Raw genomic sequence first — 13,084 nt, 5'->3', positions numbered from 1 at the left:
ATGATGCACCCAACCTGGTCGAAGAGATTAACAGCTCTTCCTTCCGCCGGGGAAACATACTTTCCTGGTTTGAGATTTCAGTCAGCCTGAGCCCCGCCAACCTTCTTCCATTACCTCTGTAATCAGGAATAGTGGGGCATAACGATAACTATAGGCCAATGAGATGAACACATTACAACTCGTGAGCTTTTTTGCTTTCACGCTGCTGGTGGCGATAATCACCTGGTGGAAGCTGCGTAAAGATGATACCCAATCCCAGCAGGGATACTTCCTGGCCGGTCGCTCTCTGAAGGCGCCGGTTATCGCCGCCTCGCTGATGTTAACCAATCTTTCTACCGAACAGCTGGTGGGGTTAAGCGGGCAGGCCTATAAGAGCGGGATGTCGGTCATGGCCTGGGAGGTTATCTCGGCCATTCCGCTGATCTTCCTGGCGCTGATTTTCCTGCCCAAATATCTGCAGCGCGGTATCGCTACCATTCCGGACTTCATTGAGGAGCGCTATGACAAAACCACTCGTATTGTCGTGGACTGCTGCTTTCTGATCGCCACCGGTATCTGCTTTCTGCCCATCGTGCTCTATTCCGGCGCGCTGGCCCTTAACAGCCTGTTCCACGTGGGCGAATCGCTGGGGATCACCGAAAATGCCGCTATCTGGGGGATGGTGATTTTGCTGGGCTTCGCCGGCATGATGTACGCCGTTATCGGCGGCCTGAAGGCCATTGCCGTCGCCGATGTCATTAACGGTATCGGTCTGGTGATCGGCGGTCTGATGGTGCCGATCTTTGGTCTGATGGCCATGGGGCAGGGCAGTTTCCTGCGCGGCGTTGAGCAACTGACCACGGTACACAGCGAAAAGCTGAACTCCATTGGCGGCAGTAGCGATCCGGTACCGATCGGCGCGGCGCTGACCGGCCTGATTCTGGTGAATACCTTTTACTGGTGCACCAACCAGGGCATTGTGCAGCGCACCCTGGCATCGAAAAGTCTTTCCGAAGGGCAGAAAGGCGCCCTGCTGACCGCGGTGCTGAAAATGCTCGACCCGCTGATTCTGGTGCTGCCGGGGCTTATCGCCTTCCATCTGTTCCAGTCGCTGCCCAAGGCTGATATGGCCTACCCGGCGCTGGTCAATGCCGTAATGCCAACGCCGCTGGTGGGCTTCTTCGGCGCGGTACTTTTCGGGGCCATCATCAGCACCTTTAACGGCTTTCTGAACAGCGCCAGCACCCTGTTTAGCTTAGGCATCTACAGCCGTCTGATTAACCCTAACGCCGAATCCCAGAAGCAGGTCACCGTGGGTCGCTGGTTTGGTCTGGGACTGGCGCTGGTTTCCGTACTGGTAGCGCCGTGGATAGCCAACGCGCCGGAAGGGCTCTATTCATGGATGAAGCAGTTGAACGGCATTTATAACGTTCCGCTGGTTACCATTGTGATCATGGGCTTCTTCTTCCCGCGCATTCCAGCGCTGGCGGCCAAGGCGGCACTGCTGTTCGGCATTGTTAGCTATATCGTGATCAACTACCTGGTGGATTTCGATTTCCACTTCCTCTACGTGCTGTTTATCACCTTCTGTATCAACGTTGTGCTGATGCTTATCCTGGGCTGGTGGAAACCACGGGAAACGGCGTTCCGCTTTAACGACGCCTTCGCCGTGGATATGCAGCCCTGGCGCCACACTAAAATCGCCGCCGTGGGCGTACTGCTGGGCATGATCGGCGTTTACGCCGGGCTGGCGCAATTTGGCGGCTACCCGACCAAATGGCTGGCGGTGGCTTGCTATGCCGTAGTGGTCGGTATTGTGGGATACCTGATTTATAGCGGTCGCTGTGCAAAACGCGCGGCGTCAAAACTGGCTTGTGACGTTAAGGAGAAATAGATGTCTCGCCCTAACTTCCTGTTTATTATGACTGATACCCAGGCCACCAATATGGTGGGCTGCTACAGCGGTAAGCCGCTCAACACTGACCATATCGACGCCCTGGCGGAAGAAGGCATTCGCTTTAACTCCGCCTATACCTGTACCCCGGTTTGTACCCCGGCGCGGGCGGGGCTGTTTACCGGCATCTATGCCAACCAGTCTGGCCCCTGGACCAATAACGTAGCCCCCGGGAAAAATATCTCCACCATGGGTCGCTACTTTAAGGATGCGGGCTACCAGACCTGCTATATCGGCAAGTGGCACCTGGACGGTCATGACTACTTCGGCACCGGGATCTGCCCGCCGGAATGGGATGCCGACTACTGGTATGACGGCGCTAACTACCTGGAAGATCTGAGCGAACAGGAGATCGGGCTGTGGCGTAACGGCCTGAATACCCTCGACGATCTGCGCGAAAACAATATCGACGAAACCTTCACCTGGGCCCACCGCATCAGTGACCGGGCGCTGGACTACCTGGGGCGCCCGGAACGCCAGGACGAACCTTTCCTGCTGGTGCTCTCCTATGACGAACCGCACCACCCCTTTACCTGCCCGCCGGAATATCTGGAAAAGTATCAGGACTTTTACTATGACCTGGGGGAAAAAGGTCGCGATAATCTGGAAAACAAACCGGAACACCACCGCCTGTGGGCCCAGGCCATGCCGGCACCGGTGGGGGAAGACGGGCTGTATCACCATCCGCTCTACTTCGCCTGCAATGACTTTGTGGATGATGAGATTGGCCGGGTGATCGCGGCCCTGACCCCGGAACAGTGCGCCAACACCTGGGTGATTTACACCTCCGATCACGGCGAAATGATGGGGGCGCATAAGCTCATCAGCAAAGGGGCGGCGATGTATGACGATATCACCCGCATTCCGCTGATCTTCCGCCCGCCTCAGGGTCAGGCCGCGCCGCGTCAGGAAGATGTTCCGGTCAGCCATATTGACATCCTGCCGACCATGATGGCGCTGGCGGGCATCGAACAGCCGGAAATCCTGCCGGGCGGTAATCTGCTGGAGGCCGCTCAGGATCGCGGCGTGATGGTGGAATTTAACCGCTATGAGATCGAACATGACAGCTTTGGCGGCTTTATTCCGGTACGCTGTTGGGTCACCAATCGCTTTAAACTGGTGCTAAACCTGTTCAGCAGCGATGAGCTTTACGACAGGCACGCCGACCCGCAGGAGATGCATAACCTGATCGACGATTCGCGCTATGCTGAGCAGCGTAACCAGCTGCACGACGCCCTGCTGGACTATATGGACAGGATTCGCGACCCCTTCCGCACCTGGCAGTGGGCGAGCCGCCCCTGGCGGCCAGACGCGCAGCCGCGCTGGATGGGCGCTTTCCGCCCGCGTCCGAAAGATGGTTATTCGCCGGTGGTGCGCGACTACGACACTGGTATGCCCACTCAGGGGGTGAAGGTGGAAGAGAAGAAACAGAAGTTCTGATGCTCCCGACAGGGAGGCAACACACAAGGAGATGGCATGAAGATATCACAGCTCGGCGAAGCGCCCGACTACCGCTTTTCGCTGGCGAATGAACGCACTTTCCTCGCCTGGATTCGTACCGCGTTGGGGTTCCTGGCGGCGGGGGTGGGGCTGGATCAACTGGCGCCGAGTCTTGCGACACCCGCAGTGCGTGAAGCGATTTCGCTGTTGCTGTGTGTCTTCGCCGGCCTGCTGGCGGTCTACGGTTACCTGCGCTGGCTGCGTAACGAGAAAGCGATGCGCCTGAAGCAGGATCTGCCCTATACCCGCACGCTGCTTATCGTCAGTATTGCGATGGTTGTAGCGGCGGGCACCGTGGCGCTGATGGTGCTGTATGCCGGATAAGCGCCGGGCGCGCCGTCTTGCCGATCCCGGCCTGCAACCAGAGCGCACCTCGCTCGCCTGGTTTCGCACGCTGCTGGGCTATGGCGCCCTGATGGCGCTGGCCCTGCGCCACGCCTGGTATCAGGCGGGCATGCTGTTCTGGTTCTCGCTGGTGATTATTCTGGTGGTGGCGTTGCTGGTCTATGGCTACGCCCGCCAGCGTAACCTGATGGACGTGGCGACGGATGACTTCGCAAAATCCGGTCCGGTACGTGCCAAAATGCTGATCGCGCTGGCAGTCTGCCTGCTGGCTGCGCTGTTTGCCGTCTCTCATATTAATCAACTGTTGGTGCTATGGAGTGCTGCATCATGAACGGTTGCCACGTCATGGCGAAACCCGCCAGTTCCCGGTGTAACCTGGACTGCCATTACTGCTTCTATATCGATAAACCACGCCAGCCTCGCATGGATGACGCCACGCTTGAGGCCTATATCCGCCAGCATATCGACGCCCAGCCGGGCCAGGTGGTGGAGTTTGCCTGGCAGGGGGGAGAACCGACGCTGGCGGGGCTGGCTTTCTTTGAGCGGGCCGTGGCGCTTCAGCAGCGCTATGCCGCGGGCAGACGCATTCAGAACACCTTACAAACCAATGGTATACTTCTGGATGAAGCCTGGTGCGCCTTCCTGGCCCGCTACGGCTGGCTGGTGGGACTATCGCTGGACGGCCCTGCGGATCTCCATGATCGCTACCGGGTCACCCGCGCCGGTAAGCCAACCCATGAACGGGTGATGGAAGCGATGGGGCGCCTGAAGGCGCACGGCGTGGACTTTAATCTGTTGACGGTGGTGAATGCGCACAACATCGGGCAGCCAGAACGGCTGTACCGTTATCTGCGCGACCTGGGCACGCCGCATCTGCAATTTATTCCGCTGGTGGAGTCGGACGAACAGGGCGCACTGACGCCGGAATCGGTCAGCGGCGAAGCCTGGGGGCGTTTCCTGAATGCGGTCTTTGCACTTTGGGTGCGCGAGGATATCGGTCGGGTCTTCGTTCAGTTGTTCGATTCAACCCTTGGGGTATGGTGCGGCCAGCCTTCCCAGATGTGCGTATTTAGTGAAACCTGTGGCCACGCCTTTGCGCTGGAAGCTGATGGCACCCTCTATCAGTGCGATCACTACGTCTTTCCCGAATACCGGCTGGGTAATCTGCATGAGATCTCCATTGCGCAGATCAACGCCAGTGACGCCGCCCGGGATTTTGGTCAGCACAAGCGACGCTCGCTGGTGAATGACTGTCTGGAATGCCGGGCGCGGCCTTTGTGTCAGGGGGATTGCCCCAAACACCGACTGGACGGTGGTAAGAGTGTGCTGTGCGCTGGTTATCGCGACTTCTTTACCCGCACGGCGCCTTATATGAAGACCATGCGCGATCTTATTCGTCAGCGTCGTTCGCCGGTAGAACTGATGGCGATGCTGCATGCCAGTGAGAAACGTCCGGCGTAAGCGTGGAAGGCTACACCGTCTGACCGTGACGCTGATCGTGATGGGTCAGCGGCAGCCAGCACAGCAGAATCAGAAGCCCCATTGCCAGCATCAGCACGCCCAGGCTGAACTGCCCGTCCTGAGGTAGCACGGCGGAAAACGACGCCAGAGCGCCGGATCCCACGTTTTGCAGGCCGCCAATCAGCGCCCCTGCAGTACCGGCCAGGAAAGGGTAAGGCTCCATCGCGCCGCTGGTGGCCAGAGGAAACAGCATTCCGGCGCCGAAGAAAAACAGCGCCGCAGGCACCAGCAGAGTCCAGACATTCATCACGCCAAACAGGCCGGGCAGCCACATCAGAATACCTGCCAGCAGACAGCTCAGCACCGCCTGCCACATCAGCGACGAGAAGCGCTTAGTCTGGCGACCTGCGTACCAGGCACCGAAAAAGGCGGCCGGAATCGGCAGAATAAACAGAATGCTGACCGCCAGGCCGCTCAGACCCAGTCTGGCGCCCAACAGCACCCCGGAGCAGGCTTCGAACACCGCCACCCCGGCCAGGCCGCCAATCAGCATCACCAGATAGCAGTTAAATGCCAGGCTACCGAACAGCGTGCGATAACTGGCCAGAAGACGGGTACGGGATGCCTGTTCCGGGCGGGTTTCCGGCATCCAGCGCCACATGCTGAAGGTGACCAGAACGCTCAGGGTAAGCAGAAAAATAAAACAGGCGCGCCAGCCGAACAGCGTATCCAATACGCCGCCGATCATGGGCGCCAGTAGCGGACTCACCAGAATGCCCATATTCAGCAGGCTGTTCGCGTGGCGCAGGTTCGGGCCTTCATAAAGATCCCGCGGCAGGGTACGCGCCATCACGCCGCCCACGCCGGTGCCCACTCCCTGCATAGCGCTGGCGGCAATCAGCACCGTCAGGCTGTGAGTAGTAATGGTGAACAGCGTCGCCACCATAAAGATAATCATGCCTGCCAGAATCACCGGACGGCGTCCAATGCGATCGGAAATGGGGCCGTAAATTAGCTGCGAGCCTCCGTAAGTCAGCAGATAAGCGGCCATCACGCCCTGTACTGCGCCTTCACGCACGCCCAGCGTCTGCGCCATATCGGCAATAGCTGGAATATAAATGGTCTGGGCCATCTGGCCGACGGCCACCAGCAGGATCAACATGATCAACAGATGGCGATTATCATTTGTTTTCATGACAATTAACGGAGTCGCTAAAATGAAAGAACTGGCGATGTGCCAGATAAATGCGCTGAAAATCTAACATATGGCAGCAATATATCCATATGATTAGGTTATTTATACTGATTATTATTTATATGGCAGTGTAAAGTTTTTATTGCAACGAGGGTTGCCAGTCAACGAAGCGGGCCACCAGAGGGCTGGAAAGGCGGTACGTACGGTGTCCAGCAGGGCCTGAGCGGCGGCGGAAAGCGGCTGGCGACTGGCGCGAATCACCCCCACCCGCCGTTCGATAACCGGGTGGCTAAGGGGAAGACTGACCGCGCCCAGTTCCGTCATCTGGCCAGCGCACAGCGTTGGCACCGCGCTGGCACCCAGGCCGCTGGCGACCATACGGCCGACGGTCACCAACTGGTGGCTTTCAAAGGCGACCTCCAGCCGACGACCGCTTTTCATCAGGCTCTCTTCCAGTAACAGCCGCACCGCAGAGGGGCGCGGCAGGGTAATAAAGTCGAGCGAGAGCAGTTCACGCCAGCTCAGTTTAGACCGCGTTGCCAGTCGGGAGTCGGCGGGCACAATCGCCACAAAGCGATCGCAGGTCAGAGGGGTAAAATGCAGACCGGAATCAGGTTCCGGCTCGAAGGCTATCCCCATTTCTACCCGGCCATCGCGCACCATCTCCAGCACCTGCTCATTAACCACATCATGCACCGTCACGTTAATACCGGCATAGCGATCGCGAAAGGCCCGCAGAATTGGCGGCAGGGGATTGCCCGCGAACGACGGCATTGCGGCGACCGAAACCTTACCGCGCTGGAGCGTGAAGCGCTGGCGCATCGCCTCTTCCACATTATCCCAGTCCGCCAGTAACTGGCGCGCCATCGGAAACAGCGCTTCGCCTTCCGGCGTAAGTGCCACCCGCCGGGTAGTACGCGTCAGCAGCGCGCCGCCTAATGCCTCTTCCAGCCCGCGAATAGCCAGACTCAGTGCCGGTTGGGAAAGATTCAGCCGCTCGCTGGCCTGGGCAAAGTTCAGAGTGTGAGCCACCGCTAAAAACGCGCGTAACTGTTTGACGCTGATTTTCATTCTGCCGCCATTTAACTAATTGGAAAACATACATTAACAATAAATTAATAACAAAAACGGATTAATGGCTCACAAAAACAAAATTCACAAATCAGTCGCAGGATTAACAAGATGGCGGATATCAGAGTGAGCAAGAGGCAACGATATGGCCGGACTGGATAAACGAGTCGCCAGCTATCAGGAAGCGCTGGACGGAATAACGGACAACATGACGGTGCTGGCAGGCGGTTTCGGCCTGTGCGGCATTCCGGAAAACCTGATCGACGAAATTCGCCGCCGCGGCGTGCGCGGGCTAACGGTGGTCTCTAATAACTGCGGGGTGGATGGCTTCGGCCTGGGTCGCCTGTTGGAAACTCACCAGGTCAGCAACGTGGTGGCCTCTTACGTGGGGGAAAACGCCCTGTTTGAACAGCAGGTGCTCAACGGCTCTCTGGCGGTAGAACTCACGCCGCAGGGCACCCTGGCAGAGAAAATCCGCGCAGGCGGCGCCGGGATACCCGCGTTCTACACTGCCACAGGTTACGGCACGCCGGTGGCTGAAGGCAAAGAGGTGCGGGAATTCGATGGCCGCCACTACGTGATGGAACGGGCCATTACCGGCGATTTCGCCATTGTTAAAGGCTGGAAAGCGGACTGGTACGGCAATGTCATTTACCGCCACACCGCCCGGAACTTCAATCCGCTAATGGCCAGCGCCGGGCGTATTACGGTGGTCGAAGTTGAAGAGATAGTCGCCCCCGGCGAGCTGGATCCCAATGCCATTCATACCCCGGGCATCTATGTGGATCGCCTGATCCAGGGCCAGTTCGAAAAACGCATTGAGCAGCGCACCCTGCGCGCATAACCGGAGGCACAAATGCTGACACGACAAGAAATGGCGCAGCGTGTGGCCTGCGAACTGCGCGACGGCTACTACGTAAACCTGGGGATCGGCATTCCTACCCTGGTGGCGAACTATGTGCCGCCCGGTGTGGATGTCATGCTGCAATCGGAAAACGGCCTGCTGGGGATGGGCGCTTTTCCCACAGAAGAAGAGCTGGATCCGGACATGATCAACGCCGGTAAACAGACGGTCACGGCCCGCAAAGGGGCGGCTGTCTTCGATTCTGCGGATTCGTTCGCCATGATTCGCGGCGGTCATGTCGATCTTACCGTTCTGGGCGCGCTGGAAGTGGATGTGACCGGCAATATCGCCTCCTGGATGATCCCTGGCAAGATGGTGAAGGGAATGGGCGGAGCCATGGACCTGGTGGCCGGAGCGGAAAATATCATTGTGATGATGACGCATGCGTCAAAGAGCGGCGAATCCAAACTGCTGCCGCGCTGCACCCTGCCGCTCACCGGCGCGGGCTGCATCCGGCGGGTGGTGACCGATCTCGCTTATCTGGAAATTGAAGATGGCGCTTTTATTCTGCGGGAGCGGGCGCCCGGCGTCAGCGTGGAAGAGATTGTGGCGAAGACTGCGGGAAAACTGATTGTGCCGGATGCAGTGCCGGAAATGACGCTGACTCCGGGAGGTGCCTGATGCGGGATGTGGTGATTGTTAACGCCCTGCGAACGCCCATTGGCAGCTTTCATGGCGCGCTTTCCTCGCTAAGCGCTGTCGATCTGGGTAGCGCGCTGGTGAAGGCGTTAATAGAAAACAGCGGCGTGCCGCCAGAACAGGTAGATGAGCTGATCTTCGGGCAGGTACTCAGCGCCGGTTGCGGTCAAAACCCGGCGCGCCAGACGGCGGTACGGGCCGGTTTGCCGTACAGCGTGCCTGCCGTCACCCTTAATCAGGTGTGCGGATCCGGGCTGAAAGCGGTGTTGCAGGGGGCACAGGCGATTCGCAGCGGCGATGCGGAGATCGTTATCGCTGGTGGTCAGGAGAGCATGAGTCAGGCTCCTTATGTACTCACCGGTGCCCGCTCCGGGTTGCGGCTGGGCCACGGCAACATGGTGGATTCTCTGATTCACGACGGCCTGTGGGACGCCTTCAATGACTATCATATGGGGATAACCGCAGAAAACCTGGCGCAGCGTTACGGCATAGACAGGCAAAGCCAGGACGCCTTTGCCCTGCGCTCTCAGCAGCGGGCCGCAGCGGCCCAGGCCGCCGGGCGTTTTGATGATGAGATTGTGGCGCTCACGGTTCCCCAGGGTAAAAAGGAGCCCAGAGTAGTGAGCCAGGATGAACAACCCAGGCCGGACAGTTTCGCTCAGCGCCTGGCCGCCCTGCGCCCGGCCTTCCTGCGTGAAGAAGGTACGGTGACTGCCGGTAATTCCTCCACCCTCAACGACGGGGCGGCAGCGGTCCTGATGATGAGCGCAGAGCGGGCGGCGGCGCTGGGTCTTCCGGTGCTGGGAAGCATTACGGCTGGCGCCCTGGCGGGTGTAGACCCGGCGGTTATGGGCATTGGCCCGGTCCTGGCCAGCCGCCGCTGTCTGACGCGGGCCGGATGGACGCTGGACAGCGTCTCTCTGATTGAAGCCAACGAAGCTTTTGCAGCTCAGGCGCTGGCGGTAGGCCAGGAGCTGGGCTGGGACGATGAGCGGGTCAATGTGAACGGCGGTGCGATAGCGCTGGGACACCCGATCGGCGCTTCCGGCTGCCGAATTCTGGTGACGTTGCTGCATGAAATGCGGCGCAGGAAGGTAACCCGGGGACTGGCGACGCTGTGCGTCGGCGGTGGGCAGGGTGTGGCGCTGGCGATTGAGCGCGACTAACAATGCAGGAGTCTGTGATGAATCTGGAAGGAAAAACGGCGCTGGTGACCGGTTCGACCAGCGGTATTGGTCTGGGGTTGGCCGAAAGCCTTGCCCGGGCTGGCGCTCAGGTGCTCCTGAACGGTTTTGGTGATGTGGCGACCGCCCGGTCGCGGGTGGCGGCTCAGGGAAAACAGCCGGGATACCACCCGGCGGATATGAGCGACGTGGCGCAAATCGAGGCGATGATGGCCTGGGCCGCCCGGGAGTACGGCGGCGTAGATATTCTGGTCAACAATGCCGGAATCCAGCATCAGGCGCCGGTAGAGCATTTCCCGGTAGAAAAATGGGACGCGATACTGGCCATCAACCTGAGCGCGGCGTTTCATACCACCCGGCTGGCGCTGCCGGAGATGCGTTCCCGCAACTGGGGACGCGTCATTAATATCGCTTCAGTGCATGGGCTGGTGGGCTCCCGGGAAAAATCGGCCTATGTGGCGGCCAAGCATGGTCTGCTGGGACTCACCAAAGTCACGGCGCTGGAAACGGCGCAAACCGGTATCACCTGCAATGCGCTGTGTCCGGGTTGGGTGCTGACGCCGCTAGTTCAACAGCAAATCGATAAGCGTATTGCCGAAGGCGCCACTCCCCGGCAGGCGAGGGATGCGTTACTGGCAGAAAAACATCCTTCCGGCGAATTTGTCACGCCGGAACAGTTGGGTGAACTGGCGCTCTTTTTATGCAGCGATGCCGCTATTCAGGTTCGCGGCGCTGCCTGGAATATGGACGGCGGTTGGGTGGCGCAATAAAACATTATTATTCCCCGGCGCTTTCGGACGCCGGGCTCTTTTTATTGTTTGTCCAGCTTTTGACGAAATTGTTTCAAACTATCGAGCGTTACCGGGTGAAATATTTAGCCTGCACCTGGTTGCCTGCTTTATTATTTTGGGTGGAGGTGTTTTTGTTGGCTTTATGATGTAAAGAACTGTTCGCTTTCGATCATCGCCTCACGCCTGGTACACCAGGTTTTCTGTTATTCCTCTTACTGTGATTTTCCTTCCTGTTGTTATTTTTCGGGCATTATCCTAATCCACTTTATGGGTAGCGAGAGGGCGTTTTTATCGACTGTTGAAAATATACTGTTAAATGTTTGTACTGTGATGTTGCCTTTTTTAAATAAACAGGGCTATTTGATAAGATAAAAACACCTGTATGCGATTTTTAAGTTTTTTAAGGCTGCTGAAAGGTAGTTTTTTGTGTGGGTTGTGGCTACCTGTTACTATCATTTATTGGTGTTTTGGTCTGTTATTTTAATTGTTGATGGTGTTTTTTGTTTAAAAAGTGCAATTTATAAGAATAATTGTTTACCGTGTGATTCTTTGGTGGTGTTATATCCCTCACTTCCCGAGCGGCTGCGATAGCCATGATGCTCAATGGAAGGCAACTCTGAAAAGTGATACGGGTTATTAACGGACGCCTGACTTACTGGTGCTCCTTTTAATTTCCCGCAGGATATTAATTCTAAGGATTACCGGGACATCGATATGTTCAAGAAAAGTCTGGTGGCGGCTGCCGTAATTATGTTTGCTGGTGTTGCTCATGCAGCAACTGATGAAGGTGTTGCGGGGGGTACTATTACCTTCAATGGTTCGGTAACAGATACTACCTGTAATGTGACCACAAATAATGGTTCAGATTTTACTGTAAGTCTTGATCCCATTACTTTGGATTCTCTGGGTACTACTGCGGGTGTTGTCGCGAACGGTGCTAAACAATTTACCATGGCGGTTTCTGGTTGCACGGGTTCTTCCACCGCAGATGACACGCTGAAAATTACCTTCAGCAGCAGCAACGTTTCTGACGATCAAAAATACCTGACCAACTACAGCGGCGACGCTGAAGGTGTTGGTATCGCGCTGACGACCGATGGCTCCGCCGGTACGGCGGTGGCTTTTGATAGCGCGCTGGATACTGGCGTCACCTCTACCGACGCGGCTTCCACCACCGGTGCTAACGTTAGCTTCTTCGCTAACTACTACAACTACGGCGGCGCCAGTGTCTCTACCGGTAGCGTAGTGACCACCGCGACTTACACCTTTACCTACGAGTAAAAACGCGTGGCCGGGGAGCCCCCCTGCTTCCCGGCTTCTGTGTTTGATCAAAACCTATGCGCCATTTTCTTATTCTGCTGAGCGTGATGCTGTTATCGGTATCGGGCCATGCCAGCGTTGTGATTAACGCAACGCGTGTTATTTATCCATCCTCATCCAAATTCGTGAATGTGCAACTGGTCAACCGTAGCACCACCACGCATCTGGTTCAGTCCTGGATCGACGATGGTAACCCGGCCGCAGCGCCGGAAAGTATTAAAGTGCCTTTCACCCTGGCGCCGCCGGTCGTCAAAATGGCCGCCAGTGAAGGGCAGACCCTGAAAATCACCCTGCGCAAAGGCACGCCTTTGGCGAAAGATCGGGAAACCGTCTACTGGCTGAACGTGCTGGATATTCCTCCGGTTCCGGAAAACGCCAGCGGTGGTGATAATTACCTGCAGGTAGCCATTCGCAGTCGCATCAAACTGCTCTATCGCCCGGATGAAATACCGTCACCGGCCAGCGATATCCATAAAAAACTGACGCTGGAGTCGCGCTCGGGCGGCAGTTGCCTGAAAAACAGCGGCCCTTATTACGTGACCGTGCCGCAAATCATTGCATGGAGCGGCGGCGATCTGAAAAAGAAAACGGACGATAACCTGCTGAAAGCCACCGTGTTTGTTGAACCTTTTGGCTGTCAGTCTGTACCGGCCAGCATTAAAGCCGGTTCCCGCTATCGGGTGACATGGATGGATGACTACGGCAGTAAAAAATTCGGCGTCATTCAGTAAATGACTTAAC

13 protein-coding genes are annotated in these 13,084 nt (G+C 57.3%); 11 read left to right on the top strand and 2 right to left on the bottom strand.

Annotated elements, in window-relative coordinates; all coding sequences use genetic code 11:
• Positions 1–163: 163 nt before the first annotated feature.
• Genes FEM41_RS05340 through FEM41_RS05320 form a run of 5 tightly spaced genes read left to right on the top strand, consistent with a single transcriptional unit; the run spans position 164 to position 5,239 of the window.
• Positions 164–1,873 carry a solute:sodium symporter family transporter gene (locus tag FEM41_RS05340; RefSeq protein ID WP_138095008.1) on the top strand — a complete coding sequence of 570 codons (1,710 nt, stop codon included), beginning with the start codon at positions 164–166 and terminating at the stop codon, positions 1,871–1,873.
• Positions 1,874–3,373 (top strand): sulfatase-like hydrolase/transferase, encoded by a 1,500-nt coding sequence (locus tag FEM41_RS05335; protein ID WP_138095007.1) that lies wholly within the window; start codon positions 1,874–1,876, stop codon positions 3,371–3,373.
• A 36-nt stretch (positions 3,374–3,409) separates the two neighbouring features.
• Positions 3,410–3,757: a YidH family protein gene (locus tag FEM41_RS05330; RefSeq protein ID WP_138095006.1), complete on the top strand. Its 348-nt coding sequence runs from the start codon at positions 3,410–3,412 to the stop codon at positions 3,755–3,757.
• Entirely contained in the window at positions 3,747–4,109 is a 363-nt protein-coding gene (locus FEM41_RS05325) for a DUF202 domain-containing protein (protein ID WP_138095005.1), read from the top strand. The genes FEM41_RS05330 and FEM41_RS05325 overlap by 11 nt, the downstream gene beginning before the upstream one ends.
• The gene (locus FEM41_RS05320; RefSeq protein WP_168198764.1) at positions 4,106–5,239 is read left to right on the top strand and encodes an anaerobic sulfatase maturase; all 1,134 of its coding nucleotides are present in this window, start codon (positions 4,106–4,108) and stop codon (positions 5,237–5,239) included. Before FEM41_RS05325 ends, FEM41_RS05320 begins: the two co-directional genes overlap by 4 nt.
• 10 nt (positions 5,240–5,249) lie before the next feature.
• On the opposite strand, the gene emrD is transcribed toward FEM41_RS05320, so the two are convergent.
• Together emrD and FEM41_RS05310 are read right to left on the bottom strand one after the other, a co-directional pair.
• A complete protein-coding gene (gene emrD, locus FEM41_RS05315) occupies positions 5,250–6,434 on the bottom strand; it encodes a multidrug efflux MFS transporter EmrD (RefSeq protein WP_138095004.1) in 1,185 nt (394 codons plus the stop codon).
• A gap of 114 nt (positions 6,435–6,548) precedes the next feature.
• Positions 6,549–7,505, bottom strand: a complete 957-nt coding sequence (locus FEM41_RS05310) for a LysR family transcriptional regulator (protein WP_138095003.1) — start codon at positions 7,503–7,505, stop codon at positions 6,549–6,551.
• 145 nt (positions 7,506–7,650) lie between these two features.
• Here FEM41_RS05310 and FEM41_RS05305 point away from each other — a divergent pair, with 145 nt between their 5' ends.
• From FEM41_RS05305 to FEM41_RS05280, 6 genes are all read left to right on the top strand, one after another.
• A complete protein-coding gene (locus tag FEM41_RS05305) occupies positions 7,651–8,349 on the top strand; it encodes a CoA transferase subunit A (protein WP_138095002.1) in 699 nt (232 codons plus the stop codon).
• Positions 8,350–8,361: 12 nt separating this feature from the next.
• Positions 8,362–9,030, top strand: coding sequence for a CoA transferase subunit B (locus tag FEM41_RS05300; protein WP_138095001.1), 669 nt, complete (start codon positions 8,362–8,364; stop codon positions 9,028–9,030).
• Entirely contained in the window at positions 9,030–10,214 is a 1,185-nt protein-coding gene (locus FEM41_RS05295) for an acetyl-CoA C-acetyltransferase (RefSeq protein WP_138095000.1), read from the top strand. The genes FEM41_RS05300 and FEM41_RS05295 overlap by 1 nt, the downstream gene beginning before the upstream one ends.
• Positions 10,215–10,231: 17 nt before the next feature.
• Complete coding sequence (locus FEM41_RS05290) at positions 10,232–11,002, top strand: 3-hydroxybutyrate dehydrogenase (protein WP_138094999.1); 771 nt, start codon at positions 10,232–10,234, stop codon at positions 11,000–11,002.
• Positions 11,003–11,737: 735 nt separating this feature from the next.
• Positions 11,738–12,304 (top strand): fimbrial protein, encoded by a 567-nt coding sequence (locus FEM41_RS05285; protein WP_138094998.1) that lies wholly within the window; start codon positions 11,738–11,740, stop codon positions 12,302–12,304.
• A gap of 56 nt (positions 12,305–12,360) precedes the next feature.
• Complete coding sequence (locus FEM41_RS05280; RefSeq protein WP_138094997.1) at positions 12,361–13,074, top strand: fimbrial biogenesis chaperone; 714 nt, start codon at positions 12,361–12,363, stop codon at positions 13,072–13,074.
• The last annotated feature ends 10 nt before the right edge of the window (positions 13,075–13,084 follow it).

The organism is Jejubacter calystegiae, from assembly GCF_005671395.1.
Classification (GTDB): Bacteria; Pseudomonadota; Gammaproteobacteria; order Enterobacterales; family Enterobacteriaceae; genus Jejubacter; species Jejubacter calystegiae.
The sequence above is the reverse complement of the archived record's forward strand: the minus strand, read 5'-3'. Positions and strand labels throughout refer to the sequence as shown.

Excerpts from the sequence above, each read along its gene's own strand:
- FEM41_RS05340 (WP_138095008.1), top strand. The coding sequence starts at position 164 with ATGAACACATTACAACTCGTGAGCTTTTTTGCTTTCACGCTGCTGGTG.
- FEM41_RS05335 (WP_138095007.1), top strand. The coding sequence starts at position 1,874 with ATGTCTCGCCCTAACTTCCTGTTTATTATGACTGATACCCAGGCCACC.
- FEM41_RS05330 (WP_138095006.1), top strand. The coding sequence starts at position 3,410 with ATGAAGATATCACAGCTCGGCGAAGCGCCCGACTACCGCTTTTCGCTG.
- FEM41_RS05325 (WP_138095005.1), top strand. The coding sequence starts at position 3,747 with ATGCCGGATAAGCGCCGGGCGCGCCGTCTTGCCGATCCCGGCCTGCAA.
- FEM41_RS05320 (WP_168198764.1), top strand. The coding sequence starts at position 4,106 with ATGAACGGTTGCCACGTCATGGCGAAACCCGCCAGTTCCCGGTGTAAC.
- emrD (WP_138095004.1), bottom strand. The coding sequence starts at position 6,434 with ATGAAAACAAATGATAATCGCCATCTGTTGATCATGTTGATCCTGCTG.
- FEM41_RS05310 (WP_138095003.1), bottom strand. The coding sequence starts at position 7,505 with ATGAAAATCAGCGTCAAACAGTTACGCGCGTTTTTAGCGGTGGCTCAC.
- FEM41_RS05305 (WP_138095002.1), top strand. The coding sequence starts at position 7,651 with ATGGCCGGACTGGATAAACGAGTCGCCAGCTATCAGGAAGCGCTGGAC.
- FEM41_RS05300 (WP_138095001.1), top strand. The coding sequence starts at position 8,362 with ATGCTGACACGACAAGAAATGGCGCAGCGTGTGGCCTGCGAACTGCGC.
- FEM41_RS05295 (WP_138095000.1), top strand. The coding sequence starts at position 9,030 with ATGCGGGATGTGGTGATTGTTAACGCCCTGCGAACGCCCATTGGCAGC.
- FEM41_RS05290 (WP_138094999.1), top strand. The coding sequence starts at position 10,232 with ATGAATCTGGAAGGAAAAACGGCGCTGGTGACCGGTTCGACCAGCGGT.
- FEM41_RS05285 (WP_138094998.1), top strand. The coding sequence starts at position 11,738 with ATGTTCAAGAAAAGTCTGGTGGCGGCTGCCGTAATTATGTTTGCTGGT.
- FEM41_RS05280 (WP_138094997.1), top strand. The coding sequence starts at position 12,361 with ATGCGCCATTTTCTTATTCTGCTGAGCGTGATGCTGTTATCGGTATCG.